Genomic DNA, 25,946 nt, shown 5'->3' with positions numbered 1-25,946 from the left:
TCCCGTTCTCCTCCGCCGGTCCTCTTGTGGGACCGATCCCACATGGTGAAATCGTTTGCGGGAGAGAGTCAAGAAGACCACTTGCAGCCAGCGCGAATTTTGATCGGCTGTGCGAAAGTGTGGCTCGGCGCGGCTTTGGCGGCGGCTAAGTGGCTAGGGCAAAAGCGGTTTTGGCTAAGACGAAAGTATGAGACCGGCCGCAATAGGTATTAGAAATTGGGGCAAGTGGTTATAAGGTGGTATTAGTTTTGGGGATAAGTTTTCAATCCACCCTGCCCCGCGCATCCACCGCGACCGTCTCGACCACCCGCTCCCCGGAGATCAGCGTCACCCGATCGAACAGGTTCGAGACCACGCAGGCGTGGTTGGGGATGATGCGGAGTTTGTCGCCGATCTTCGGCTTGGAGGCGCAGGCGGAGAGGTCGATGGTGCCGTGCTCTTCACTGAGGCCTGTGATGACCGCTTCGGGATAGGCGAGGATGAGGCCGAAGCCGGTCATGCCGAGCAGGTCGCTGGTCAACGCCTTGGAGCCCGCATCGACGATGGCGCGATCCTCGGTGGGGCGGCTGACCACGGTGGCGAGGACGGTGAGGGCGCAATCGTCGAATGTGCCGGCGCCGCGGGCGACCTGGGAGCGGTCCATATAGATATAGGTGCCGGGGCGGTGCTCGGTGGCCGCGGCGACCTCGTGGGCGCGCCACATATCGGGCGTGCCGCCATTGGAGACCACTGATGGCGGCAGGCCGGCCTCGGTCAGGGCCTGTTTGGCGGCGGCGAGCCAGGCGGCGTTGGCTTCTACCTGGCCGGCAGCGGGATAGGTCATCAAGCCGCCAAAGGCGAGGCCGGGGGAATTGGCGATTTTTTCAGCCAGAGCGACAGCGGCGGCGGGGCTCTGCACGCCGCAGCGACCCATGCCGGTATCGCATTCGACCAGCACGGTGAGCGGTGTAGCGGAGCCCGCGAAGGTGCGCGAGAGGCCCTCGACGGTTTCGGCACTGTCGGTCGTGACGGCGATGCGGATACGGCCGTGCAGGGCCTTGAGGCGGGCCAGCTTGGCGGGTCCAATGATGTTGTAGGGCAGAAAGATGTCGCTGATGCCGGCATCGGCGAAGACTTCGGCCTCGCCCAGCTTCTGCACGGTAATGCCGACGGCGCCTAGCGCGATGGCGCGCTTGGCGAAGCGGGGCAGCTTGTGGGTCTTGATATGGGGGCGGAGTTTCAGGCCGTGGCTATCGGCATAGGCCTGCACGCGGCTGAGATTGGCCTCGACGCGGTCGAGATCAATCAGGACGGCGGGGGTATCGAGTTCGTTGATATCGGTCATTTGCCCCTCAATACTTCATCGACGAAACGCAGATTGCCTGCTGTCAGGCCGGCATCGACCGGCAGCACCGTGCCCGTTATGCCCGAGGCCGCATCGGAACAGTAGAACAGAGCCGCATTGGCGACCTCCGACGGCAGTACCATACGCCCCAATGGATAGTGGGGGAGAACATTGTCGAGCAGGGTCGGATCGGCCGCCAGCCGATGATCCCAGGCCGGGGTGCGGACGGAGCCGGGGCAGATGACATTGGCACGGATGCTCTCGGCGCCGCGCTCGACTGCAATGGCCTTGGCATAGGCCACCAGCCCTGCCTTGGCGGCGGAATAGGCCGGATTGCCGAAATGGGCCAGGGCATTGACCGAGGAGATGAACACCAGGTTCCCCCTGCCCCGCGCGGCCATGGCTGACACGATCGGGTCGGTCATGGCATAGGCGCCATTGAGGTTGATTGCCAGTTCGGAGGCCCAGACATCGTCATCGACCTGGCCGAAGTGCTCGGCGCGGGTGAAGCCGGCATTGGAGACGACGGCGTCGGGAGCGCCGTGGGTGGCCAGATAAGCCGTGATGGCGGCGCGGGTGGCTTTGGGGTCGGCCTGATCGAAGAGCACGGAGCCGGCAAGATCGAGTCCGTCCAGCATGGCGGCTTCGCGGTCGGCACCGATGACGCTGGCCCCGGCCTCGCGGAAGGTCTTGACCAGCGACTGACCTATGCCGCCACCGGCGCCCGAGATGAGGACGGTCTTGCCATCGAGGCGGAAGGGGGAATTTGGTTCAGTCATTTACAATCCTCTGGCTCCCCTACCCCCACCCTCACTCCCTCCCCACAAGGGGGAGGGAAGCTTGATCGAGTTCCACCGGACTATCAGTCGTCTCCCTCCCCTCGATGGGGAGGGATCAAGGGTGGGGTGTGGCCGCGCGTACGATGCCTGTTACGGCCCCTTATACGCCACGCAGTCGATTTCGACCTTGCAGTCGACCATCATGTGGCTCTGGACGCAGGCGCGGGCGGGCGGGTGGTCGCCGAAATAGCTTTTGTAGACGGCGTTGAAGCTCCAGAAATCCCTGGGATCGTCAAGCCAGACGCCGCAGCGGACGACGTGTTCGAGACCGTAGCCGGCCTCGGTAAGGATGGCGATGACGTTCTGGATGGTGAGGTGGGTCTGCTCGACAATGCCGCCATGGACGATCTCGCCGTCCTTCATGGCGACCTGCCCGGAGACATGGAGCCAGCCGCCGGCTTCGACGGCGCGGGCGAAGGGCAGGTTCTGGCCACCGGCGCCCGACTTTTCGGCACCATAACGTTTGATCGGCATAGGACCCTCCTCGGTAATTTATGAAAGCCAATTTCGTAATTTTGGATCATAGCGAGGACAAACCGGGATTTCCTCCGCTATTTGCCGTCACAAATGTAAATTTCTTACGTGATTGCCCGGCATGGCCTGTGCTAGCCTGATCTATGGGCACCCTTCCCTGCCCGCTGTCCCATGCTGACAATGCGAGTTCGCCTTGCGCCTGTTCACTGCCGCCCTGGCCACTGAAACCAATACATTCTCGCCGATAGCGATCGACAAGCGGGCCTTCGAGGCGTCGCTCTATGCGGGGCCGGGCGAGCATCCGGCGACGCCGACGCTGTGCACGGCGCCGATCACGGTGGGGCGCGAGGTCTGCGCGCGGGAAGGCTGGGAGCTGATCGAGGGCAGTGCCAGTTGGGCCGATCCCGCGGGGCTGGTGGCGCGGGCGACCTATGAGGAGCTGCGTGACGAAATTCTTGAGCAGTTGCAAGCGGCTATGCCGGTCGATGGCGTGGTGCTGGGGCTGCATGGCGCCATGGTGGCGCAGGGCTATGACGACCCGGAAGGGGACCTGCTGAGCCGGGTGCGGGCGATTGTGGGACCGGATGTGCTGGTCTGCGCCGAACTCGATCCGCATAGCCATTTGACGGAAAAGCGGGTGGCAGCAGCCAATTTCTTCGTTGTTTTCAAGGAGTTCCCGCATATCGACTTTGTCGACCGGGCGCGGGACCTGTGGGCCATTGCGGTACGGACGCTAAAGGGTGAGGTCACCCCTGTGATGAGCGTGTTCGACTGCCGGATGATCGACGTGTTTCCCACCAGCAAGCAGCCGATGCGGGGCTTCGTGGATAAGCTGTATAAGCTGGAAAAGTCAGAACCTGATGTGCTGAGCCTGTCGGTCATCCATGGCTTCATGGCCGGGGATGTGCCGGAAATGGGCACGAAAGTCATTGCCGTGACCGACGGGGATAAGTCGAAGGGCGCCGGGCTGGCGGAAGAGCTGGGGCGGGAATTGTTCTCCATGCGCGGCACTTTCATGGTGCGCCAGGTGGACGAAAGGGTCGCGGTGGATGCGGCCGTAGCGGCGCCCAAGGGACCGGTCGTGATCGCCGATGTGTGGGACAATCCCGGTGGCGGCACGGCGGGCGATGCGACGGTCATTCTAAGCGAGCTGATCGGGCGGGGGATAAGTGATGTCGCGGTGGGCACGATCTGGGACCCGATCGCGGTGCAGATCTGTTTCGCGGCTGGGGAAGGCGCGGAAATTCCGCTGCGGTTCGGGGCCAAATCGGCGCCCGATACGGGCAATCCGATCGACAAGGTCGTGACGGTCAAACGCCTGGTGCAGAATGCAGAAATGCGGTTCGGGGAGAGCTTTGCGCCGTTCGGGGATGCGGCATGGATCAGCTTTGACGGGATCGACGTGATCCTCAATTCGACACGGGCGCAGAGCTTTGATCCGAGTCTGTTTTCGGTGATGGGGATAGAGCCGACAGAGCGGAAAATCCTGCTGATCAAATCGACCAACCACTTCTATGACAGCTTCAGCAGGATCGCGGCGGAGATCGTCTATTGCGCGGCGGGGAAGCCCTATCCCAATACGCCGGCGACGACGCCTTACCGCAAAGCGCGGCGAAATATCTGGCCGATGGTGGACGATCCCTGGGCGTAGCAGACGGGTCGAATTGGTTAGCAGACTGTTAGCATCGACGCGCGTGACGCGTGAATGCGGCGGCCATGTATACAGCGCTTTTGTGCGGTGGCGGGGCGATGCTATAGGATGGGGCGGAACAGGGAACGCCCCATGAAGAGCAGTGAAGTCGCCACCCATGGCCGCCGCGCCGTCATCGAATTGCGCGAAAAGATCATCAATGGTGAATTGCCGGGTGGCATGCGGCTGTTCGAAGTGTCGCTGGCCGAGGCGCTGCAAATCTCGCGGACACCGGTGCGCGAGGCGCTGTCGCGGCTGGCCGAGGAAGGGTTGCTGGACCGGCTGCCCAATGGCGGCTTCGTGGTGCGCCGCTTCGGCTTTGCCGATGTGGTCGACGCCATCGAATTGCGTGGGGTGATGGAGGGCACGGCGGCGCGGCTGGCGGCGGAGCGCGGCGTGGCGCCCGAGGCGCTGGCGCGGATCGAAGCCGTGGTCACCCAGCTCGATGGCTGTTTCGGGCCGCATGAGGACGATGTGGATTTCGACGCCTATGCCGACCTCAATGCGACGTTTCATTTCGAGCTGGCCGGGCTGTCGGGCAGCGAGATCGTGCGGCGCGAGGTGGAGCGGGCGACAGCTTTGCCCTTCGCCTCACCCTCGGCCTTCCTGCCCAACAAGATGGACATTGCCGCCTTCCGCCGTTCGCTGCGCACGGCGCAGGAACAGCACCATGCCATGCTCAACGCCATCGCGGCGCGCGAGGGGACGCGGGCTGAATTCATCGCCCGCGAACATGCCCGCACGGCGCGGGGGAATCTGGAATATATCTTCAGCCAGGATCCGGAATTGCTGCGGAAGATTCCGGGGCTGGCGCTGATCCGGCATTAGGGGGCACGCCAACGCCATCGGCTCCTGCCTACCCTCTCCCTCAAGGGGAGAAGGGAAGGAGCACGCCCCACCTTCCTGCGTCACGGCCCGAAACGCTCTTGCATTCGCAGCGGGCTTCGGCGCATGATGTATACATCAATAGCAAGAATATGGGAGGGTGGTGCGATGGCGCAATCCAGTCTTGGCGATATTTTAAGAGAAAATCCGGATATTGTGGGCCGGCTGCGCAATTCGCAGATCGGGATGTATGTATACCCGGTGGTGACGCCCGAATTCAGCAACTGGCGCACAGAGCAGGCCGCCTGGCGCCATTCGGCGGTGCTGTTCGACCAGTCGCACCATATGGACGAGCTGACCGTGGAAGGCCCGGATGCGGAAAAGTTCCTGTCGCATCACGGCATCAATTCCTTCGCCAATTTCGACCTGAATCGCGCCAAGCATTTCGTGCCGGTGACGCCCAATGGCCACATTATCGGTGACCACATCATCTTCCGCGAGCGGGAAGACAAGTTCGTGCTGGTGGGCCGCGCGCCGACATCGAACTGGCTGATGTTCTGCGCGGCCAATGGCAAGTGGAACATCCGCGTCAAGCATGACCCGCGTTCCACTTCGCGGCCCGAGGGCGAGCGGGTGCTGCGCACGCATTACCGCTACCAGATCCAGGGGCCGGAAGCGCCGAAGATCTTCGAGAAGATGCATGGCGGGCCGGTGCCCGACATCAAGTTCTTCCACACCGATTTCATCAATGTGGGGTCGAAGAAGGTGCGGGCGCTGCGCCACGGCATGTCGGGCGCGCCGGGGCTGGAAATCTGGGGCCCCTACGAGGACAAGAGCTACATCCTCAACTGCATCCTCGAAGCGGCGCGCGCCGCCAATGTGGACCTGGTGCGCTGCGGCAGCCGGGCCTATTCCACCAATACGCTGGAATCGGGCTGGATCCCCTCGCCGCTGCCCGGCATCTATACCGGTGACGGCATGCTGGCGGAGTATCGCGACTGGCTCGCGACCGACGCCTATGAATCCATCGGCGCCATCGGCGGCAGCTTCGTCTCCGACAATATCGAGGACTATTACGTCAACCCGTTCGAGCTGGGCTACGACTTCTATATCGGCTGGAAGAAGGACGACTTCGTCGGCAAGGCCGCGCTCGAGAAGATGAAGGGCCAGACCAACCGCAAGAAGGTGACCTTCGAGTGGAATGCCGAGGACGTGGTCGATGTCATCGCCTCGGCCTTCCGGCCGGGCGAGGACCACTATAAATGGATCGACTTCCCGCAGCCCAATTATGCCTCGACCAGCGCCGACATGGTGCTGCGCGACGGCAAAATGGTCGGCATGTCGATGTTCAACGGCTATTCCTACAATGAGCGCTGCGTGCTTTCGCTGGGCGTGGTGGATGCCGATATCAATGTGGGCGACGTGCTGACGCTGGTCTGGGGCGAGCCCGATGGTGGCACGAAGAAGACGTCGACCGAGCGGCACAAGCAGGCGGAAATCCGCGTGCGGGTGTCGCCGACGCCCTATGCGGCTGAGGCGCGCGAGAACTATGCGGATAGCTGGCGCAGCAAGAAGCGGTAGTTCTTCTCCAGCAGGTAATCCGGTTCTTGTGACTCACCCCCACCCTCATTCCCTCCCCACAAGGGGGAGGGAAGCCTGCGCGGTGGCTGGGGCGACGTTTATTCCGAATGATACGGTGCTCACCCTCCCCCTTGAGGGGAGGGTGGCGTCGCCTGGCCCGAAGGGCCTTGGCAAAGCTGGGAGGGGGTGGGTTTGTTGGGGCGCTGAAGGACCCCCTCCCTAGCTACGCTACGGCCTGGCGGCCTAGCTGCGCTACCCTCCCCTCAAGGGGGAGGGTGGGCAGGAGCCGGTAGTTTGGGTGGTTTAGGGAACCGTCTGCTATTCCGGCGGCTTGATCCGCGCCACGCGCTTGTCGAGGAAGGCGCGCAGTCTTTCCTCCGCCTCCGGGCTTGTCGCCGTGAAGGAGGCGATGAAGGATTCGACGAAGAGGCCGTCTTCCTTGGCCATGTCCTGGATGCGGGGCAGAGCGTTGATGATGGCGTAGTTGGAGATTTCGGCATTGGTGGCCATGATCGCGGCCAGGGCATGCGCCTTGTCGCGCGCCACGCCGGTCTCGACCACATATTGCACGAGGTTCCAGCGCTCAGCTTCATCAGGGGAAATGACGCGGCCGGTCAGCATCATGTCGCTCATGCGGGCCACGCCGAGCAGGCGGGCGATGCGGACCGAGCCGCCGCCGCCGACAAAGATGCCGCGCTGGCCTTCGGGCAAAGCGAAGAAGGCCGAGCGGTCGGAGACGCGGATATGGGTGGCTGCCGCCAGTTCCATGCCGCCGCCGATGACGCCGCCATGCAAAGCCGAGACCCAGGGAATGGTGCCATGCTGCATGCCTGCCGTGACCGCATGCCAGCGGCGCGAGCCGCGCACGCCTTCGAAGGGGGTTTTTTCGACATGCTCGGCGAGATCGAGGCCGGCACAGAAATGGTCGCCATGGCCGAAGAGAACGGCGGCCTTGGCCTCGTTTTCGGCGCGGGCAATGGCACCGGCCAGCATATCGACGAAACGGTCGTTCATGGCATTGCGCTTTTCAGGGCGGTTGAGCCCGATATGGGCCACCGCGCCCTTGAGCTCATAGGTCACGAATGGGCTCGTCTCGGCAGCCATCGGCAGTTCCCCCGGAAAGCATTGCTTGATCGTTTACAGGTAGATAGTTTCCTTGTAAACAAATTTGGAGAGACTGACCGGGAGGGGGAAGGTCATGGCCGAAAGGGCTGCACGCAGCGTCAGGTTGTGGTCACCAAAGCTCGCATGGGAGGAGCGGGCGAATGGCGAATTCATCATCTGGCGCGAAGACCCACTAGGCCCTTACCCGCGGCGGCTCAATGAACGGCTGATCCATTGGGCGCAGGTGGCGCCCGATCGTGTCTGGATGGCCGACCGCCAAGGCATCGGCCCCTGGCGCAAGGTGACTTATGCCGAGGCGCTCGACCGTGTGCGCCGCATCGGCACCTTCCTGCTGGCGGCGGGGCTTTCGGCGGAAAAGCCGCTGGTGATCCTGTCGGAAAATTCCATCGAACATGCGCTGATGGCGCTGGGCGCGCAGCATGTCGGCGTGCCTTCGGCGGCCATTGCGCCGGCCTATGCCAGCGCCACTTCGGGCTTTGCCAAGCTGCGCGAGATTGCCGGGCAGATCGTGCCGGGCATGGTGTTTGCCGATGACGGCACCGCTTTCGCGCCGGCGGTCGATGCCGTGTTCGGCGCGGATATGCCGCTGGCGGCGCAGCGCAATCTGCCGGCCGGTCGGGGCAATACGCACACGTTCGAAACCATCGTCGCCACCGAACCAACCGCGGCAGTGGATGACGCATTTGCCGCGACCGGCCCGGACACCGTGGCCAAATTCCTGTTCACTTCGGGCACGACGGGGGCGCCCAAGGCGGTGATCCAGACGCAGCGTATGCTGTGTTCCAACCAGGAAATGATCGCCGATTGCTATGCCTTCATGCGCGACGAGCCGCCTGTGGTGGTCGACTGGGCGCCGTGGAACCATACGGCGAGCGGGAACAAGGTGTTCAACCTGACAATCTATCATGGCGGCAGCTATTACATCGACCGCGGCAAGCCCAGCCCGGCGCTGATCGGCCAGACCATCGCCAATCTGCGCGAGATTGCGCCGACCTGGTATTTCAACGTGCCCGCCGGCTTCGAAATGCTCGTTGGAGTTATGCGCGAGGACGAGCAGTTGCGGCGCACCTTCTTCTCCCGGCTCAACATGCTGATGTATGCCGGCGCGGGGCTGGCGCAGCATAGCTGGGACGCGCTGGTGGAACTGTCCGAACAGACCCTGGGCGAGCGTGTGCCCCTGACTACGGGCCTGGGTTCCACCGAAACAGGCCCCTTTGCCCTCTATTGCACCGAGCCGCAGGATGGGCCGGGCAATATCGGCATTCCATCGCAAGGGGTCGTGGTGAAGCTGGTGCCTATCGACGGCAAATATGAGCTGCGGCTCAAGGGGCCCAATGTCACGCCGGGCTATTGGAGAAATCCCAAGCTGACGGCGGAGGCTTTCGACGAGGAAGGGTTCTATCGGATCGGGGATGCGGTGAAATTCGCCAGGCCGGGCGATCCGCGCGCAGGCTTTTATTTCGATGGCCGCACGGCCGAGAATTTCAAGCTCGATACCGGGACCTGGGTGGCGGTGGGCGTGTTGCGGGCGCAGGTGGTGAACCAATTCGGCGGGTTGATCCGCGATGCGGTCATTACCGGGGAGAACCGAGCGGAGCTGGGGGCGCTGGTGGTGCCCTTCATGCCGGCTCTGCGCGAGTTGGTGGGTGAGCCGGACCTCAGCGACGCCGAGGTGCTGGGACATGGCAAGGTGCGCGCGGCTTTGGCCGAGCGGCTGGCGGCGCATCAGCGGGCCGCGAGTGGATCGGCGACGCGGATCAGGCGGGTGCTGGTGATGGATGAGCCGCTGCGGTTCGAAAAGGGCGAGGTGACCGACAAGGGCTCGATCAACCAGCGGGCCGTGCTGGCGCAGCGCGGTGCGCTGGTCGAGGCGCTTTACGCCGGCGGGCCGGGCGTGATCCAGGTGGACGGGGGATTGCGGCATGAAGATCGCTGGTGCGAGCGCAGTGGTGACGGGGGGGCGGTTCGGGGCTTGGCGCGGCCACGGCGCGGCTGCTGGCACGGCAGGGTGCGGCGGTGCATGTGTTCGACCGCAACCGGGACGCGGCCGAGGCCGTGGCCGGCGAGATCGGCGCGGTGGCACTGGTGGGCGACGTGACCAGCGAAAGCGATGTCGCGGCAGCGCTTGACGTGGCCAATGTGGCGGGGGACGGGCTGCGCATCCTGGTCAATTGCGCGGGCATCGGCGTAGCCGGGCGGATTCTCGGCAGAGCCGGGACCATGCCGCTGGGGGATTTCGAGACGGTCATCCGGGTCAACCTGGTGGGCACGTTCAATATGCTGCGGCTGGCGGGCGAGCGCATGGCGGGGCTGGGCGAGCGCGAGGACGGGGCGCGCGGCGTCATCGTCAATACGGCATCGGTGGCGGCGTTCGAGGGGCAGATCGGACAGGCGGCCTATGCTGCCTCCAAGGGCGGCATTGTCTCCATGGCGCTGCCGGCGGCGCGGGAATTTGCCCGCTTCGGCATACGCGTCAATACGGTGGCGCCCGGCATTTTCATGACGCCCTTGCTGGAGAACCTGCCGCAGGAAGCGCAGGAGAGCCTGGCGGCGGCCATCCCCTACCCTGCCCGGCTCGGCGACCCCGCCGAATTCGCCGATGCGGTGCGTTTCATCATCGAGAACCAGTATATCAACGGCGAAGTCATCCGGCTCGACGGCGCCATTCGCATGCAGCCGAAATGAGCTTTGCCGAGCAGGCCCAGCGTACGCTTGCCACGCTGGCGCTGACGCCGGGCTGGCGGCGCATCCAGGCGCTGCGGCCCGATTGCGACGATGTGATCGTGGCCACCATGCTCGAAGCAGCGGCCGGATTTGCCGAGAGCGTGCTGGCGCCGCTCAATCCGGTGGGCGACCGGGTGGGTGCGAGGATAGTGGATGGGCGGGTGAAGCTGCCGCCGGGTTTTGCCGAGGGTTTTCGGCAATATGCCGAAGCGGGCTGGCTGGGGATCGATGCGCCGGCGGCATTTGGCGGGCAGGATATTCCGCTGACGCTGCAGGCGGCGTGCGGGCCGCTATTCGATCGTGGCTGCATGGCGCTGATGATGGCGGCGGGAGCGACGCGCGGGGCTATTCATCTGCTGGCCGAGGCTGCCGATGCGGATACGGCCGCGGAATGGGGGCCGAAGCTGGTTGCGGGCGAATGGGCGGCGACGATCTGCATTTCCGAACCGGAGGCGGGTTCGGATATCGGGCGCATCCGCACCAGGGCGGAGCTGCGCGATGGGCAGTGGCTGATCAGCGGGCAGAAAATCTGGATTTCCTTTGGCGATCACGACATGGCCGGGCGCATCGGCCATTGCCTGCTGGCGCGCAGCAATGACCAGCCGGGGAGGAGCGGGCTGAGCCTGTTCCTGGTGCCCGACCATATGGATGGCGCGCCCAATGGGGTGACGGTGGAGCGCATCGAGGAGAAGCTGGGACTGCATGGCTCGCCGACCTGCGCCATGCGCTTTCGCGGGGCGAAGGGGGTGTTGCTGGGCGCGGAAGGACGCGGCCTGTCGCAACTATTCGCCATGATCGAACCGATGCGGCTGCATACCGGCTGCCAAGGGCTGGGGATTGCCTCGGGGGCGGCCGACATTGCCGAGGATTATGCCGGGCAGCGCCGGCAGGGCGGACGGCCGGACATGGCGCCGCCGACCATTGGCGGCCATGCGGATGTGATCAGGCAATTGCACGATATAAGGTCCGGCACCGAAATTTTGCGCGCCGCCGTGCTGGAATTGGCGACTGTCATGGACCTGGCGCGGCTGGAGGGCGATGCGGCGCTGGGCGATTTCGCCAGCTGGATGCTGCCGCTGATCAAGACCTTTGGAGCCGAGACGGGTTTCGATGCGGCCCATGCTGCCATGCAGGTGCTGGGCGGAGCCGGCTACACGCGCGATTATCCGCTGGAGCAATATCTGCGCGATGCCCGCGTCATGGCCATCTATGAGGGCACGACCGGCATGCAGGGGGTGGATTTTCTGACCCGCCGGCTGTGGCGCGACGAGGGGCGCGGACTGGCGATGTTCCTGCGGCGGGCACGGGGCGAGATTGCCGATGCGCGAACCGACGAGGCCGAGGTGGTGGGCGCCTTGCTCGACGGGTTCGAGGCGTTGAGCGGGCGGATGATGGTGATGCGGGGTGATGCCGAGGCGGGTCTTTATCGCGCCGACAGCTATATGCGCGCCGGCTGGGCGGCGGTGTCGGGCGTGATGGCTTTTCGCATCGGGGCGGTAGAAGCGCTGCGGATGCAGGTGGCGCGCTATGCAATGCATGCGGCGCGCTGCGCCTAAGCCCGGATTTCCGGATGTTCATTTTGCACTTCTGTGGCTCCCGTCACCCCACCCTCAATCCCTCCCCATCAAGGGGAGGGAGGCGCCAGCTCAAATGCCAGCGTTCATCGTCTCCCTCCCCCTTGTGGGGAGGGATCAAGAGTGGGGGTGTCCACGCACCGGATGCACGGAGAAGGTCGATATAGGCAGCCGGATTTCCGGGCATGGCATCGATTTCCCCCTTGACGGCAGATTGTTTATTTCAGAATAATTTGAAAATGAACAATGTCGGGACGCATGAAAGCCGGGGTTGGGGGACACCGGAGCGCGGGGCCGACGAGGGGCAGATTTCCGCAGCATCATGCCGCGATGGCGCCATAGGGCGATATCTGCGGCACCGGGCGGGCTGGTTCTGGCCGGTCCTGTCGTCGTAACTGTCGCTGCCCGTGCCGGGACGCCGGCATCCGAGAAACCTGGAGAAGTGAAGTGATGGCGGTCCGTAAGCTCGACGAAGAGGACGTGGAAGGCGTGGGCGGAAAAGCCGCCGTCTCGCTGGGCGAGCTCGAGAAATCGGGCGGCTTCGTGCTGCGCATTGCCCAGCTCTCCGCCTTCGAGCGCTTCTTCACCGTGTTCGGCGAGAGCGAAATCCGGATTTCCGAATTCACCGTGCTGCTGGCTTTGTCGGAAAATCCGGGTATCCGGCAGGGCGTGCTGGCCGACGTGCTCAAGATCAAGTGGTCCAACATGACCAAGCTGGTGCGGGCGCTGGAGGATCGGGGCCTGATCGCCCGGCACATTCCGCATGACGACCGCCGCTCGGTGGTGCTCAGCGTGACCGAGGCCGGCAAGAAGCAGATCGATGCCACGGCGGAGAAGATGTACCGCTCGGACCGGGAAGCGCTCTCGATGCTCGATGACGCGGAGCATGCCCAGCTCATTGCCCTGTCGCGCAAGATTGCCGGCTGGCCGGAGGTCAAGTGATGGCTGGGCCGCTCAACCTCGACGACATGGTGGCGATCGACTTCCACACGCATGCCGAGGAAGCCTGCGGCATGCATGCCGATGACGGCTATGATGATCTGCAGCAGGCCATGGCGCAGTATTTCCACTCGCCCTTCAAAGCTCCGCCGACCATTCCGGAAACGGCCGAATACTATCGGCAGCGCCGCATCGCTGCGGTGATCTTCCATGTCGATGCGGAGGCGGCCACAGGCCATCGCCGCTACAATAACGAAGAGATTGCCACGCTGGCGGCCGAGCATTCCGATGTGCTCATACCCTTCGCCTCCATCGATCCGGCCAAGGGCAAGATGGGGGTGCGCGAGGCGCGCCGGCTGATCAGCGATTTCGGTGTGCGGGGCTTCAAGTTCCACCCCACCTACCAAGCCTTTTATCCCAATGATCGCGCGGCCTATCCGCTCTACGAGGTCATCCAGGAGGCCGGCCTGCCGGCCCTGTTCCATACCGGCCAGACGGGCGTCGGCGCGGGCATGCGCGGCGGCTACGGGCTGCGGCTCAAATATTCCAATCCGATGTGTATCGACGACGTGGCGGCGGACTTTCCCGATCTCAAGATCATCATGGCCCACCCCTCCTTTCCCTGGCAGGAGGAGGCTTTGGCCGTCGCCACGCACAAGCCCAATGTCTACATCGACCTCAGCGGCTGGTCGCCGAAATACTTCCCGCCGATCCTGATCAAATACGCCAACAGCCTGCTCAAGAACCGCATGCTGTTCGGTTCGGACTGGCCCGCCATCCTGCCCGATCGCTGGCTCGCCGATTTCGAGAAACTCGACATAAAGCCGGAGGTTCGTCCGTTGATCCTCAAGGAGAACGCACGCCGCCTGCTCGGATTCTAACCCAAGAAGACCGCGGAAAAGCGGCTCGAGACTAGAAACCAAGAGAGTGCGGCCGGACACCCGGCCGCGGGAGGACACAGATGAATAACCTGACCAGACTGCTTGCAGTTGCGTCGCTGGCGGCGCTTGCCGCCGGCACCGCGGAGGCGCGCGAATTGCGCCTCGCCTCGGGAGCGCCGCCGGCCCATCCGGCGACGGACCCGATGTATAACAGTTTCATGGAATTCCTGCCCGAGGAGACCGATGGCGAGCTGACGGGCCTGATGATCGGCCCCGAAGTGGTCGGCATCGTCGCCGTCAAGCAGGCTCTGCAATCCTCGCTGGCCGAAGTGGGCAATGTGCTGCCGCTCTTCGCCGCCGGCGACCTGCCCAATACGGTGCTGACGGCCGATCTGGCCTTCCTCGCCACCACGCCCCATGCCATGGGCGCGGCGGTGACCGAATATGTCGTGACCTGCGAAGAATGCCAGGCCGAGTTCAAGGCCATGGGCGGCGTGTTCGTCGGCGCCGGTTCGTCCGACATCTATGTGCTGCTGACCACCAAGCCGGTCCAGTCGCTGGCCGACCTGCAGGGGCTGCGGCTGCGCTCGGGCGGCACGCCCTATGCCCGCTGGGCCGAGGCGCTCGGCGCGGCGCCGGCGCAGGTGCCGGTCAGCGACACATTCGAATCCATGTCGCAGGGCGTGCTCGACGGCACCATGGCTTCGGTGTCGGACCTGATCTCTTATCGCCTGGTGGATGTGGCCAAATACATTATCGACGTGCCGCTCGGCACCTATCACACCACGTCCAACTTCACCGTGGCCAGCGGGACCTGGGCCGAGCTGACGCCGGAATTGCGGGCCGACTTTGCCCGGGCCGCCAACCGGTCCAGTGCGCTGTTCACCCAGAGCTGGGGCTATGACCGGGCGGCTGCCGCCCGACAGGCTGCGCTCGATGCCGGTATCGAAATCATCCAGCCCGACCAGGACCTGCTCGACGCCACCAACGAGTTCCGCTTCAGCGATGTCGCCGATGCGGTGACGGTGGCGGAAAGCCAGCTCGGGGTGACCGGCGCGGCCGACAAGATCGCCCGCTTCCAGGCGCTGGTCGAAAAGTGGACGGGCATTACCGACGCCGCCAATGGCGATGTCGATGCCATCGCCGCCGCGGTGCAGACGGAAGTCTGGGACAAGGTGGACTGGTCCACCTACGGCCTCTGAGCCACGGGCCCGCGGGGTGCTGACCCTGCCCGCGGGCCTTCCTCCCCATCCGACTGCGTGGAGTTGAAACGATGCGCGAGAGTCTCGACCGGCTCGTCGTCCGGATAAGCGACGGCCTGGCGCTGGTGGGCGCCATCGGCGTGGTGGCCATGCTGGTGCATATCACCGCCTATGTCATCATGCGGCAGTTCAGCCATGCGCCGGTTCCGGCGACGGTGGAGATCGTGTCCTATTATTACATGATCCTCATCGCCTTCCTGCCCATCGCCTGGGCGGAGCGGCGCGGCGACATGATCTCGATCGAAATCTTTGCCTTTCTGATGAAGGGCCGCGTGGGCCGCATCAACGAAATCTTCGTGGCCCTGGTGACCGCCGGCGTCTATGCGATGCTCACCTACACGACGTGGCTGGTGGCGATGCGCGAATTTTCCGCCCGCAGCTTCGTCATTTCGCTCAGCGTCGCCATCCCGGTCTGGCCCAGCTATTTCGTGCTGCCGGTCGGCTTCGGGCTGGCGGCCGTGGTGACGCTCTATCGGGGCCTGATGCCCAAGCAAGGAACAGCGAAATGAACCTGACACTGGGCCTTGCCGGCCTCGCCTTCCTGTTCGTGCTGCTGGCGCTGCAGGTGCCGATCGCCATCGCCATGATGGCCATCGCCTTTGTCGGCGTATGGGCCATGCTGGGGCTGGCGCCCGCTATCGGCGTGCTGGCCAATACGCCTTATGAATTCATCGCGAGCTGGACGCTGTCGGCGGTGCCGATGTTCCTGCTGATGGGGTTCATCGCCTATCATGGCGGGCTCACATCGGGGCTGTTCGATGCAGCCAAGCTGGGGCTGCGCAAGGTGCCGGGCGGGCTGGGTATTGCCGCCATCGTGGCCTGTTCGGGCTTTGCCTCGGTCTGCGGATCGAGTCTGGCCACCGCGGCCTCGCTGGGGCGTATCGCCATCCCCGAAATGGTGCGGGCCGGCTACAAGCCGAGCTTCGCTACCGGGGCGCTGGCCGCCGGCGGCACGATCGGGGCGCTGATCCCACCATCGATCCTGATGATTATCTATGGCGTCTTTGCCGAGACGTCTGTCACCAGCGTGTTCATGGGCGGGGTTTCGGTGGGGCTGCTCACCGCCGCCAGCTATATCGTGGTCATCATGCTGGTCGCCTGGCTGCGCAAGGACATCATTCCGGCGCGAGCGGTGGGGATCGACGATCTCGATGGGCGCAAGGTCATGCTGGCGGTATGGCCGATCCTGGTGCTCATCGCGCTGGTATTCGGCGGGCTGTTCTCGGGGCTGTTCACGGCCACCGAAGCGGGGGCTGTGGGCGCGGCGGGGGCCATCGGGCTCGTGGCCATTACCGGAAGGCTGAACTGGCATGTGCTGCGCCAGTCGATCCTTGAAACGCTGGGCACCTGTGCGTCGCTGTTCATCATCGGCGTCGGCGCGGTGATGTTCACGCGCTTCCTCGGGCTCAGCGGGGTGGCCGGACTGATCAGCGGCGCGGTACAGGGGTTCGAGCTCAACTATTTCGAACTGATGTTCGTCATCGTGGTGATCTACCTGATCCTGGGCATGTTCATGGAGCCGTTCGGCGCCATGCTGGTGACCCTGCCGGTGCTGATGCCGGTGCTCGACGCGCAGAATATCAACATGGTCTGGTTCGGCGTGTTCCTGGTGAAGCTGCTGGAAATCGGCATGATCACGCCGCCATTGGGCATGAATGTCTTCGTCATCCGAAACGTGGCCGGCGAATATGCCTCGCTGACCGATGTGTTCAAGGGCGTCACATTGTTCCTGCTGGCCGACCTGGTGGTGGTGACGGCCATCGTGACCTTCCCCGATATCGTGCTCTTCCTGCCGAATATGCTGCGGTAGGGGCGGAGGCTTTGTGCCACGCCCTCGTGGTTCGACGGGCTCACCATGAGGGCTACTGGGACTAGCGCAGCAGCGACTGGCCGCCGTCGATATAGACCGGCACGCCGGTGACGTGGCGGGCGGCGTCGGAGGCGAGGAAGGCGATGACGTCGGCCACATCTTCGGGGCGGCCGGGCTTGCCGCCGGTTATGGGGATCTGTCCCTCGGGCCATTTGACGGGAATGGCCACGGATTCGACGTTGCGCTTGTCGGTATTGTCCCAGATTTCGGTGTCGATGGCGCCGGGGCAGACGGCGTTGACGCGAATGCGGTGCTTGCCCAGTTCCAACGCCAGTTGCTTGGTCATGGCGAGTTGGGCGGCCTTGGTGGCTGAATAGGCGGTGGCGCCGGCCGTGGTGAAGGTGCGATTGCCGTTGATCGAGGAGACGATGACCACGGCGCCGCCCTCGTGCCTGAGATGGGGCACGGCGAAATGCAGCGTGAGATAGGTGCCGCGCAGGTTGACATGCATGGTCTGGTCCCACTCGTCCGGGGTCAGCTCGTCGATGGGCGCCCACATGCCGTTGATGCCGGCATTGGCCACGACGATGTCGAGCCGGTTATAAGCGGCGATGGTGCGCTCGATGGCGGTCTGCATTTCGCTGGCGTCGGACACATCGGCCGTGACCGCCAGAGCGGCACCGCCGGAGCCGACAATCTGGTCGCGGGTGGCTTCGATTTCGTCGGCGGTGCGGCTGAGCACCACGACGCGGGCGCCGCCCGCGGCCAGCCGCAGAGCCGTCGCCTTGCCGATGCCCGAACCGGCGCCGGTCACCAGCGCCACCTTGCCTGGGAATTCCATTGCATGCTCCCGATGATTGTCGTCCCTGCCGGAACGCATCGGGGTGCGATTAGGTTACGCGCGTTTTGACCAGAGCACCTGGGGGGTGAAGGCAAAATCGGTGTCGAACGGGTATTGCGGCACGGATTTATGCCGGCGCTCAAGCCGCTCGACGAACTGGTCCACCACGCCCGGCGACAGGGCCATGAGGCTGGGATTGGCGATGGGGCCGAGATCGGGCGAGAGATAGCCTGACTTGACCACGACGATTCTGGCTTTGCGCGGATCGAGGCCGAGGCGGGCGAAATCCACCATATTGTGGAAGGGGCGACGGCGGGCGGTCAGCACCAGGTCGATGCCGCCGATGCGCACCACGGCTTCGCGCAGCAGGGCATTGTCGGTTTCGAGCAGGAAGAGCACCTCGGCTTCCGCCTCGACCGGCTTGCTCGATGTGTCGAGGCTGGCGCCGATGTGGAGGGCGAGTGATTTGCTGATGCCGGCGGCATAGGCGGCGTCGGTGGCGGCGCGGTCGGCGATGCCGGCAAAGACCACGCCCTGCGCGTTGCGCGCGATGAGTTCGGCCAGCACTTCGGCGCGGTCGCCGACGCCGCCGCCAGTGGGGTTGTCGCCCGATTCCGCCAGGACGGCCGGGCCGGTGCCTGATGCCATGGCCCAGGCGACGCATTCCTCGATCGAGCCGACTTTGGTGCCGAAGACGAAACCTTCGCGGATATCCCAGTAATCCTGCGCCAGGTGGTGGGCGGCGGCCTCCATGGCCGTGCGGTCGGTGCCGGTGACGACGGCACAGGCGGTGGCGCGGGGTTCGTCGGCCCAGACATAGCCGACCTGGAAGGAGGCATCCCAGATGCCGGTCGGGTCTTCGACTGCCTGCAACTGGGAGTAGAAACTGCGCGCCGGCTCGTCCTGGGTGCAGGTGCGTTCGCCCGGTAGCAGGACGGGTACGGGGGCCCAGGCCAGGACGGGCTTCTGCCCGGTGCGCAAGGCCCGCACCAGCATGGTGACGGCGCGGCGCATCGTATCGGGCACGTCGATATGGGGGGGCGGTGCGGTAGGTGGAGAAGATATCGAGATTGTCGACAATGGCCTGGCTGATATTGCCGTGCAGGTCATAGCTGGCGGCGATCAGCACATCGGGGCCGACCACGGCACGGACCGCGGCGATGAAGTCGCCTTCGGCGTCGAACATGTTTTCCACGAACATGGCGCCATGCATGGCGAGGTAGACGCCATCGAGCGGCAGGGCGGCCTTGATGCCATCGAGGATTTCCGCCTTCCAGCGCTCGTAGATACCGCGCTCGACCGGGCCGCCGGCAATGGCGCGGGCGTGGAGCACGGTGATGAACTCGGCCGGGAAATGGGTCAGGAAGTCGAAATAAGCGTCCTTGAGCATGGCGGGGCCGCGCAGCACGCGGAAATCGGCTTCGCGGGCGAGGACGGGATTATAGGTGCTGCATTCGGTATGCAGCCCGGCAACGGCGATGCGCATCAGAGCACTCCGGGAACTTCGGCTTCAGGATTGGCTGTTGGGGCAGGCTTTTTCGTCGCCAGCCGCCCAGTGAGCAGCAGGCTGACAAGCAGGACCGGCACGAGGCAGGCAATGCCCAGCCGCATGTCGAAATGTTCGGCGACGAAGCCGATGACCGGCGGGCCGACGAGAAAGCCCAGCAGGGCGACGAAGCTGAGAATGGCCACATTGGCCGAGGCGGTGCGATCGGTGAGGCTGGCCGCGGCCGTGACGGCGAGCGGGAAGCCGACAGAGACGCCGAGGCCGATAATGGCAAAGCCGAACAGGGCCGAGGGCGTATTGGGCGCAATGAAGAGGATGGCTGCGCCGGCCACAGCCAGCACGCCGCAGATGCGGGCCGTATTGACCGCGCCGAAGCGCTTCTTGAGCGTATCGCCGCCAAAGCGACCGGCCGCCACCATCATGGCGAAGACCGAATAGCCCAGCCCGACAATGCCGCTTTCGGCGCCCAGCGCGTCACGCAGGAAAATCGCCGACCAGTCGGCCATGGCGCCCTCGGTCATGGTAATGCCGAAGACGAAGAAGCATATGCCGAGCAGGGCCCAGCTTGGAAAGGCCCAGACCGAGCGCTGGTGCTCGCTTTTGGGTGCTTCCGGTGCGAAGACCGGCAGGGCGTTGGACACGATCAGCGCCACAGGCAGCACGATGAGGGCGACCAGCAGAATCGCCCATTTCGCTTCCAGCCCAAGGGCAGCGAGGCCGGAGCCGATCAGGCTGCCGACCATGATGCCGACCGACCAGAAGCCGTGCGACGTGGTCATGATGACGGAGCCGGTGGCTTTTTCCACCGCATCGGCCTGCACGTTGAGGCCGAGTTCCACGAAGGAAATGGTGGAGCCCGCCAGCATCAGGGCGATGAACAGCATGACCGGGTTCATGGCAAAGGCCGGCAGGCTAGCGGCGATGGAATAGAGCACGAAGCCCGCCAGGATCGCCATGCGCGGACCGATCTTGCCGACCAGTGGGCCGGCAAAGGGCAGCGTCAGCAAGGTGCCGCAGGGCAGGCCGAGCAAGGCGATAGCGAGGCCTTGTGGGCCCAGGCCCAGGGCCTGTTGCACATCGGGGATGCGCGGCAGCCAGGAGCCGAAGGCAATCGGCTGCAGGAAGAAGACCAGCATGGTGAGGCGTTGGGGGGAGAGCATATGTCGTTCTCATTCACTGTAGGTTTTCGTCGGCAGCGGCCTGCCTTTGCCACTGTCCGCGCCTCATACGCGGTGTCATCCCGGCCTTGAGCCGGGATCCATCCTGAGATGTGTGTCCTGCTGCAAGGTTGCTGTCATGACCACCTTGCGGCTGTGGCCAGACCTCAGGATGGGCCCCGGCTCAAGGCCGGGGTGACACAGTGGTAGCGGGCCCATCGGCGCCAAACCCTACTGCCCCATCGGATAGGGCAGGTAGCCGGCGAAGCCGGTTAGTTTCCAGGTGCCGGCGACCTTGCGCAGGAAATAGAGGGTCTGCCAGTTGAGGGTGTCCTTGCCGCCGTCGCTGAGGGCGATGGAGCCGTCGAACTTCTTGTGGGCGATGGCAATGTCGCCGTTGATCTCGATTTCGGTGAGGCTGGTGGCGCGGTGGATGCCCTCGAGCACGTCCTCGGCATAGTCGAGCTTCTGGCTCTCCTGCGCCTGGCGGATCCAGTCGTCGCGATAGGCTTCCAGGGTGGGGAAGCTGATGCGCCAGTCATCGGGATTGCCGGATTTTCCGCCATTGATGCCCAGGAAGCCCTCCCTGATGAAATCGCCATCGACCATGCTCCAGTCGGCGGCGACGAAGGCGGCAATGTCGCGCTCCACCAGCATGGTCCAGATGGCGCCCCGGTCGGGATCGTTGGGGAAGGGATTGATGCTGCTCATGAAAGCTCTCGTGGTTCCGATCCGGCGGCGACTCCGCGTCCCCGCTCATAGGGCCGTATTTGTGTTCCAAATTTTCATTGATGTCATCAGCGTGAAAGCGTGGATTAGAAGCCAGATGAATACCAATTTCGTCATGCTGCCCGTTTTATCGGCGCTTGTCCACATCGGAAGATTCAATGAACTCGATATAAACGCCCGGAAATTCGGCAGAATGGCGTGATTTTGCACAAATCGCGGGGGTGGCTTAAATTGGTATTGAATGTGTGACGAATTCGTGTTGACATTACTTTCGGAACGATCCTAATCTTGAAAATCGTTTACAGAATTCCCGACCGATCCGAAAGAGATTGGCGGTCTTACAGGGTAGGAAATCTATGCGGGTAGGCATTATCGGCCTCGGCTATCGTTTGGGCTATCTGGCGCGGGTCTTTTCCGCCGCCCGGTCCGATTTTGCCATTGCCGGCTATGTCGATCCGGCCCCGGCCGGCCTGCCCTATGCCACCGAACACGGCATTTCCGTCGGCAAGCAATATGACTCGCTCGACGCGCTGCTCGACAATGAAGAGCTCGACCTGCTGATGGTGGGTTCGCCCAACCATCTGCATCTCGAGCACATCCGCATCGGGCTCGATCGCGGCATGAAAATCTTCACAGAAAAGCCTGTGGTGACCACGGTCGAAGAGACCATGGAGCTGGCAAAGCTCATCGCCCAATACGGCTCGGACAACCTGATGGTGGGCCTGGTGCTGCGCTATGCGCCGCTCTATGTCGACCTGCGCAAGGCCCAGGCCGAGGGCCTGCTGGGCGACATCACCGCCATCGAGGCGTCAGAGCATATTCCGCCCTATCACGGCGCCTTCTTCATGCGCGACTGGCGCCGCTACGAGCGCTATTCGGGCAGTTTCATGCTGGAAAAGTGCTGCCACGACCTCGACCTCTATAACGGGGTCATGGGGTGCCGGCCGCGCTATGTGTCGAGCTTTGGCGGGCGGCGCACCTTCGTGCCCAAGAACGCCCCTGCTGCATCCGGCATCAACGACATGGAAGTCTATCACCGCAAGCCGAGCGGCTGGATGGGCAGCGACAAGGTGTTCGACAGCGATGGCGACATCATCGATTTCCAGACCGCCATGGTGCAGTACGAAAACGGCGCGGCGCTGAGCTTCCACACCAATCTCAACGTGCCCGACGACTTCCGGCGCTTTGCCGTAATGGGGGCGCAGGGCATGGCCGAAGGCGACTTCATCCGCAATTTCTTCCGCGTCACCGACAGCCGCACCTCCGAGCGGCTGATCGACGCCACCTACAAGACCGGCGGGCTGAGCCAGCATTACGGCGCCGACGAGCAGATGGCCGAGGATATCCTCAAGCACATGATCGAGGGCGCGGCGCTGCCGGTATCGGTTACCGATGCGCTGGAGGCGGGGCTGCTGGCCCTGACCATGGACCAGGCGATGCGGACCCGCTCCGTTATCGACATGGCCCCGATCTGGCAGCAATTCGATGCTGCCCTGGGCCGAGCGAACTGAGGAGAGAGAGATGACCGGCACCCGCAGCGCATCGCTTTTCGCACTGGCCCTCCTGGCTCCGGCTCTCATCTATATCCTGATCATCGTCGCCTATCCGCTGTTCGACACGGTGGTGCTGAGCTTCACCAATGCGGCTTTGCGCCCGACCTACGATTTCGTCGGCTGGGCCAATTACGAGCGCATCTTCGGGGCCGGCAATTTCACCGAAATCATCCTGCGCACCTTCATCTGGACCTTCTTCTCGGTCGCCGCCAAGATGATCATCGGCACGCTGGGCGCCTCGCTGCTCAATGCCGCCATTCCCGGACAATCGGTGTTCCGCATCCTCACCATGCCGCCGTGGATCGTGCCCATGGCCATCGGCATCTATATGTGGGCATGGATGTATAACGGCCAGTTCGGCATGATTTCGGGGCTGATGCAGAATTTCGGCCTGCTCAGCAAACCCTGGCCCATCCTGGCCTATGGCGACAGCGCCTTCTGGGCCACCATCGTCACCGACGTGTGGATCGGCGTGCCTATGGTGACCATCTACATGCTGGCCGCCATGCAATCGGTGCCCAAGGACCTCTACGAGGCCGCCTGGACCGATGGCGCCGGCCGCATGTACCGCTTCCGCCGCATCACCCTGCCCCTGCTGGTACCGGCTTTGCTGACCATGAGCCTGCTCTCGCTCATCGCCACCTTCAATTCCTTCGACATCATCTACATCCTGACCCGTGGCGGCCCCTCCGGCTCGACCACCACGATGATCATCGACACCTACAACACCGCCATGGGCAGCCGCAAATATGGCGAAGGCGCCGCGCGCGCCGTGGTCATCTCACTCTTCGTCACGCTGTTCTGCATCGTCTATTTCCGCGCCGTGCGCAGACTGCAGCAGGGAGAAGCCAAATGAGCGATGTCGCCCGCACCACCGAAGCCGCGGCGGGGACCTCGTCCCTGTCGGCCACCACCCAGGCCATGGCCAGGACCGCCCCGCGCGGGCGCCGCTCCGGCAGGCCGATGATCGACCGCTACAAGTGGTACGAGATCGTGCTGCTCTATGCCGGCATGGCGGTGTTCCTGTTCTTCGTGCTGGCGCCGTTTATCGAAGGCTTCCTGGTGTCGCTGAAGCCGCTGAGCCAGCTTTTCTCCACGCCCTACAACTTCATCCCGCAAAACGGCTCGTTCGAAGCCTATTTCACCATGTGGCAATCGGTGCCCATGCTGGCGCTGTACATCTTCAACTCGTTCTTCATCTCGACCGTGGTCACGCTGATCGTCATCGCCGTCGTGGTGCCGGCGGCCTATGCCTTTGCCCGCTTCCAGTTTGCCGGGTCGGGGCTGCTGCTGGGCGGGTTCCTGGCGGTCAACATGTTCTCGGGCGCGGTGCTGCTCATTCCGCTGTTCCGCCTGATGCGGACCATGGGCCTGCTCAATACCTATTGGGCGATGATCGTGCCGGGCGCCGCCTTCCTCATCCCGTCATCCATCTGGCTGCTGCGCACCTATATGATGCGCATTCCGCGCGAGCTGGACGAGGCGGCCTGGGTCGATGGCGCCAGCCGGCTCTATACCCTGCGCCGCGTGGTGCTGCCGCTGGCCATGCCCGGTATCGTGGTGGTCGCCATCATGACCTTCATCGGCGCCTATGCGCAGCAGTTCATCTTCGCGCTGACCTTCAACTCGCGCAGCGAGTTCATGCCGCTGCCCATCGGCCTGTTCGCCTTCTTCGGCAAGCAGGAAGTGATCTGGAACGAACTGATGGCGGCCAGCTTCATCGGAATCCTGCCGGTCATGATCGTCATCGTGTTCCTGCAGCGCTATCTCGTCGCCGGCCTCACCGCCGGTGCCGTGAAGCAGTAGTGCCTTCACGGCCGGGGCTATGATCCCGGCCGGGGACAGCGTCTTCGGACGCGCAATCAAGGGAGACTAACGTGAAAAAAACTATCGGACTGACGGCGGTTTCGCTCCTGGCCCTGGCCAGCGCGACCCCCGCTACCTTTGCCCAGGACCAGGTGATCAGCTTCATCAACTGCGGTGATACGCTGACGGCCGGTTACGAGGATTACATCGCCGAGTGGGAAGCGGCCAATCCAGGCTTCGACGTCCAGCCCGAAATCGTCGGCTGGGGCCAGTGCCAGGACAAGGTGACCACGCTCGCCGCCGCCGGCACCCCGGTCGCGCTGGCCTATGTCGGCTCGCGTACCCTGAAGCAATTTGCCCTCAACGACCTCATCGTTCCCATTCCGATGACCGACGAGGAAAAGGCCGGCTACTACAATTACGTTCCTGAAACCGTGACCTTCGACGGCACCCAGTGGGGCATTCCGGTCGCGTTCTCGACCAAGGCCCTGTTCTGGAACAAGGACGTGTTCGAAGCCGCCGGCCTCGACCCGGAAGTTCCGCCCACCACCTGGGAAGAAGAAATCGCCTTCGCCAAGCAGATCGAAGACAATACCGACTTCGACGGCTTCGGCGTGGTCGCCAAGACCTTCGACAACACCATGCACCAGTTCCTCCATTGGGTTTACACCAATGACGGCCTGGTGATCGATGCCGACGGCAATATCGTGCTCGACAGCCCGCAGAACCTCGAAGCCCTGACCGCCCTGCGCGACATCTCGGCCTATTCCGAGGAAGGCCCGACCGCCTACGAGCAGAACGAAGTGCGCGCCATCTGGCTCGACGGCACGCTGGGCATGATCCATGCCTCGTTCAACGCAGGTAACCTCGCCAACGAAGCCGGCATGAACTGGGGCGTCGCCCCGCTGCCGCTCGGCCCGTCGGCCAAGGGTCCCGGCACGCTGCTGATCACCGACTCGCTGGCCGTGTTCAAGGGCACGGGCGTCGAAGAGCAGGCCATCAGCCTCGCCAAGTACATCACCGAAGGCACCCGCCAGTGGGATGCGGAAATGGCCCAGGGCCTGACCCCGCTGCGTCCGCTGCAGCCGCAGACCGATGAGCTGATCGCTTCGGATGCCGCCTGGAAGCCCTTCCTCGACGGTATCGAATTCGGTGGTCCCGAGCCGCTGCTGACCGACTATGTCGGCCTGCAGAACGTGATGATCGAAATGGTCCAGTCCGTCGTGACCGGTACCGCTGAGCCTGCCGCTGCCCTCACCAAGGCCGCCGGCGAACTCGAGCAGTACAAGTAAGATCCTCCCGCCG

22 protein-coding genes and 1 pseudogene are annotated in these 25,946 nt (G+C 64.0%); 15 read left to right on the top strand and 8 right to left on the bottom strand.

Annotated elements, in window-relative coordinates; all coding sequences use genetic code 11:
• Positions 1-262: 262 nt before the first annotated feature.
• The 3 genes from FPZ08_RS20695 to FPZ08_RS20685 all read right to left on the bottom strand — a co-directional run bounded on the left by FPZ08_RS20695 (position 263) and on the right by FPZ08_RS20685 (position 2,637).
• Complete coding sequence (locus FPZ08_RS20695) at positions 263-1,324, bottom strand: D-TA family PLP-dependent enzyme (RefSeq protein ID WP_146292459.1); 1,062 nt, start codon at positions 1,322-1,324, stop codon at positions 263-265.
• Entirely contained in the window at positions 1,321-2,103 is a 783-nt protein-coding gene (locus FPZ08_RS20690) for an SDR family oxidoreductase (RefSeq protein ID WP_146292457.1), read from the bottom strand. Before FPZ08_RS20690 ends, FPZ08_RS20695 begins: the two co-directional genes overlap by 4 nt.
• Before the next feature lie 150 nt (positions 2,104-2,253).
• A complete protein-coding gene (locus tag FPZ08_RS20685; RefSeq protein ID WP_146292455.1) occupies positions 2,254-2,637 on the bottom strand; it encodes a RidA family protein in 384 nt (127 codons plus the stop codon).
• A 193-nt stretch (positions 2,638-2,830) separates the two neighbouring features.
• On the opposite strand from FPZ08_RS20685, the gene FPZ08_RS20680 reads away from it, so the two are divergent.
• From FPZ08_RS20680 to ligM, 3 genes are all read left to right on the top strand, one after another.
• Positions 2,831-4,288, top strand: a complete 1,458-nt coding sequence (locus tag FPZ08_RS20680; RefSeq protein WP_146292453.1) for a M81 family metallopeptidase — start codon at positions 2,831-2,833, stop codon at positions 4,286-4,288.
• A 132-nt stretch (positions 4,289-4,420) separates the two neighbouring features.
• Positions 4,421-5,155, top strand: coding sequence for a GntR family transcriptional regulator (locus FPZ08_RS20675; RefSeq protein WP_146292451.1), 735 nt, complete (start codon positions 4,421-4,423; stop codon positions 5,153-5,155).
• 165 nt (positions 5,156-5,320) lie between these two features.
• Positions 5,321-6,733, top strand: a complete 1,413-nt coding sequence (ligM, locus tag FPZ08_RS20670; protein ID WP_146292450.1) for a vanillate/3-O-methylgallate O-demethylase — start codon at positions 5,321-5,323, stop codon at positions 6,731-6,733.
• A 318-nt stretch (positions 6,734-7,051) separates the two neighbouring features.
• On the opposite strand, the gene FPZ08_RS20665 is transcribed toward ligM, so the two are convergent.
• Entirely contained in the window at positions 7,052-7,837 is a 786-nt protein-coding gene (locus FPZ08_RS20665; protein ID WP_146292449.1) for a crotonase/enoyl-CoA hydratase family protein, read from the bottom strand.
• Positions 7,838-7,931: 94 nt separating this feature from the next.
• Between FPZ08_RS20665 and FPZ08_RS23085 the strand changes: the two genes are divergently transcribed.
• From FPZ08_RS23085 to FPZ08_RS20625, 8 genes are all read left to right on the top strand, one after another.
• On the top strand, positions 7,932-9,956 hold the full coding sequence (locus FPZ08_RS23085; protein ID WP_425457557.1) for a feruloyl-CoA synthase: 2,025 nt from the start codon (positions 7,932-7,934) through the stop codon (positions 9,954-9,956).
• Positions 9,875-10,543, top strand: coding sequence for an SDR family oxidoreductase (locus FPZ08_RS20655; RefSeq protein WP_425457556.1), 669 nt, complete (start codon positions 9,875-9,877; stop codon positions 10,541-10,543). Before FPZ08_RS23085 ends, FPZ08_RS20655 begins: the two co-directional genes overlap by 82 nt.
• Positions 10,540-12,138: an acyl-CoA dehydrogenase family protein gene (locus FPZ08_RS20650; RefSeq protein WP_146292442.1), complete on the top strand. Its 1,599-nt coding sequence runs from the start codon at positions 10,540-10,542 to the stop codon at positions 12,136-12,138. The genes FPZ08_RS20655 and FPZ08_RS20650 overlap by 4 nt, the downstream gene beginning before the upstream one ends.
• 468 nt (positions 12,139-12,606) lie before the next feature.
• Entirely contained in the window at positions 12,607-13,098 is a 492-nt protein-coding gene (locus FPZ08_RS20645) for a MarR family winged helix-turn-helix transcriptional regulator (protein ID WP_146292438.1), read from the top strand.
• Positions 13,098-13,976, top strand: a complete 879-nt coding sequence (locus FPZ08_RS20640; protein WP_146292436.1) for an amidohydrolase family protein — start codon at positions 13,098-13,100, stop codon at positions 13,974-13,976. Before FPZ08_RS20645 ends, FPZ08_RS20640 begins: the two co-directional genes overlap by 1 nt.
• A gap of 80 nt (positions 13,977-14,056) precedes the next feature.
• Positions 14,057-15,178, top strand: coding sequence for a C4-dicarboxylate TRAP transporter substrate-binding protein (locus FPZ08_RS20635; RefSeq protein WP_146292434.1), 1,122 nt, complete (start codon positions 14,057-14,059; stop codon positions 15,176-15,178).
• A 71-nt stretch (positions 15,179-15,249) separates the two neighbouring features.
• Positions 15,250-15,747: a TRAP transporter small permease gene (locus FPZ08_RS20630; protein ID WP_146292432.1), complete on the top strand. Its 498-nt coding sequence runs from the start codon at positions 15,250-15,252 to the stop codon at positions 15,745-15,747.
• Entirely contained in the window at positions 15,744-17,048 is a 1,305-nt protein-coding gene (locus FPZ08_RS20625) for a TRAP transporter large permease (RefSeq protein WP_146292430.1), read from the top strand. The genes FPZ08_RS20630 and FPZ08_RS20625 overlap by 4 nt, the downstream gene beginning before the upstream one ends.
• A 61-nt stretch (positions 17,049-17,109) precedes the next feature.
• Here FPZ08_RS20625 and FPZ08_RS20620 read toward each other — a convergent pair whose 3' ends face one another.
• The 4 genes and pseudogenes from FPZ08_RS20620 to FPZ08_RS20605 all read right to left on the bottom strand — a co-directional run bounded on the left by FPZ08_RS20620 (position 17,110) and on the right by FPZ08_RS20605 (position 21,264).
• A complete protein-coding gene (locus FPZ08_RS20620; protein WP_146292428.1) occupies positions 17,110-17,889 on the bottom strand; it encodes an SDR family oxidoreductase in 780 nt (259 codons plus the stop codon).
• A gap of 54 nt (positions 17,890-17,943) precedes the next feature.
• A pseudogene (locus FPZ08_RS20615) lies at positions 17,944-19,375 on the bottom strand (M81 family metallopeptidase).
• A complete protein-coding gene (locus FPZ08_RS20610; RefSeq protein WP_246132744.1) occupies positions 19,375-20,556 on the bottom strand; it encodes an MFS transporter in 1,182 nt (393 codons plus the stop codon). Before FPZ08_RS20610 ends, FPZ08_RS20615 begins: the two are co-directional and overlap by 1 nt.
• Before the next feature lie 228 nt (positions 20,557-20,784).
• Positions 20,785-21,264 (bottom strand): hypothetical protein, encoded by a 480-nt coding sequence (locus FPZ08_RS20605; protein ID WP_146292426.1) that lies wholly within the window; start codon positions 21,262-21,264, stop codon positions 20,785-20,787.
• Positions 21,265-21,638: 374 nt separating this feature from the next.
• On the opposite strand from FPZ08_RS20605, the gene FPZ08_RS20600 reads away from it, so the two are divergent.
• The 4 genes from FPZ08_RS20600 (at position 21,639) to FPZ08_RS20585 (ending at position 25,933) form a co-directional block, all read left to right on the top strand.
• Complete coding sequence (locus FPZ08_RS20600) at positions 21,639-22,793, top strand: Gfo/Idh/MocA family protein (RefSeq protein WP_146292424.1); 1,155 nt, start codon at positions 21,639-21,641, stop codon at positions 22,791-22,793.
• Between the two features lie 10 nt (positions 22,794-22,803).
• Complete coding sequence (locus FPZ08_RS20595; RefSeq protein ID WP_146292422.1) at positions 22,804-23,691, top strand: carbohydrate ABC transporter permease; 888 nt, start codon at positions 22,804-22,806, stop codon at positions 23,689-23,691.
• 65 nt (positions 23,692-23,756) lie between these two features.
• A complete protein-coding gene (locus FPZ08_RS20590) occupies positions 23,757-24,641 on the top strand; it encodes a carbohydrate ABC transporter permease (RefSeq protein ID WP_425457615.1) in 885 nt (294 codons plus the stop codon).
• 71 nt (positions 24,642-24,712) lie between these two features.
• Complete coding sequence (locus FPZ08_RS20585) at positions 24,713-25,933, top strand: ABC transporter substrate-binding protein (protein ID WP_186767111.1); 1,221 nt, start codon at positions 24,713-24,715, stop codon at positions 25,931-25,933.
• The last annotated feature ends 13 nt before the right edge of the window (positions 25,934-25,946 follow it).

Origin of the sequence: Devosia ginsengisoli (assembly GCF_007859655.1) — a bacterium.
Lineage (GTDB): Bacteria > Pseudomonadota > Alphaproteobacteria > Rhizobiales > Devosiaceae > Devosia > Devosia ginsengisoli.
This window is presented reverse-complemented; position numbering and strand designations above follow the sequence as displayed.

Bases quoted from the DNA above. Each gene is read 5' to 3' on its own strand.
- FPZ08_RS20690 (WP_146292457.1), bottom strand. From the start codon at position 2,103: ATGACTGAACCAAATTCCCCCTTCCGCCTCGATGGCAAGACCGTCCTC.
- FPZ08_RS20640 (WP_146292436.1), top strand. From the start codon at position 13,098: ATGGCTGGGCCGCTCAACCTCGACGACATGGTGGCGATCGACTTCCAC.
- FPZ08_RS20590 (WP_425457615.1), top strand. From the start codon at position 23,757: ATGGCCAGGACCGCCCCGCGCGGGCGCCGCTCCGGCAGGCCGATGATC.
- FPZ08_RS20595 (WP_146292422.1), top strand. From the start codon at position 22,804: ATGACCGGCACCCGCAGCGCATCGCTTTTCGCACTGGCCCTCCTGGCT.
- FPZ08_RS20675 (WP_146292451.1), top strand. From the start codon at position 4,421: ATGAAGAGCAGTGAAGTCGCCACCCATGGCCGCCGCGCCGTCATCGAA.
- FPZ08_RS20625 (WP_146292430.1), top strand. From the start codon at position 15,744: ATGAACCTGACACTGGGCCTTGCCGGCCTCGCCTTCCTGTTCGTGCTG.
- ligM (WP_146292450.1), top strand. From the start codon at position 5,321: ATGGCGCAATCCAGTCTTGGCGATATTTTAAGAGAAAATCCGGATATT.
- FPZ08_RS20650 (WP_146292442.1), top strand. From the start codon at position 10,540: ATGAGCTTTGCCGAGCAGGCCCAGCGTACGCTTGCCACGCTGGCGCTG.
- FPZ08_RS20610 (WP_246132744.1), bottom strand. From the start codon at position 20,556: ATGCTCTCCCCCCAACGCCTCACCATGCTGGTCTTCTTCCTGCAGCCG.
- FPZ08_RS20695 (WP_146292459.1), bottom strand. From the start codon at position 1,324: ATGACCGATATCAACGAACTCGATACCCCCGCCGTCCTGATTGATCTC.
- FPZ08_RS20600 (WP_146292424.1), top strand. From the start codon at position 21,639: ATGCGGGTAGGCATTATCGGCCTCGGCTATCGTTTGGGCTATCTGGCG.
- FPZ08_RS20645 (WP_146292438.1), top strand. From the start codon at position 12,607: ATGGCGGTCCGTAAGCTCGACGAAGAGGACGTGGAAGGCGTGGGCGGA.
- FPZ08_RS20685 (WP_146292455.1), bottom strand. From the start codon at position 2,637: ATGCCGATCAAACGTTATGGTGCCGAAAAGTCGGGCGCCGGTGGCCAG.
- FPZ08_RS20635 (WP_146292434.1), top strand. From the start codon at position 14,057: ATGAATAACCTGACCAGACTGCTTGCAGTTGCGTCGCTGGCGGCGCTT.
- FPZ08_RS20665 (WP_146292449.1), bottom strand. From the start codon at position 7,837: ATGGCTGCCGAGACGAGCCCATTCGTGACCTATGAGCTCAAGGGCGCG.
- FPZ08_RS23085 (WP_425457557.1), top strand. From the start codon at position 7,932: ATGGCCGAAAGGGCTGCACGCAGCGTCAGGTTGTGGTCACCAAAGCTC.
- FPZ08_RS20620 (WP_146292428.1), bottom strand. From the start codon at position 17,889: ATGGAATTCCCAGGCAAGGTGGCGCTGGTGACCGGCGCCGGTTCGGGC.
- FPZ08_RS20605 (WP_146292426.1), bottom strand. From the start codon at position 21,264: ATGAGCAGCATCAATCCCTTCCCCAACGATCCCGACCGGGGCGCCATC.
- FPZ08_RS20630 (WP_146292432.1), top strand. From the start codon at position 15,250: ATGCGCGAGAGTCTCGACCGGCTCGTCGTCCGGATAAGCGACGGCCTG.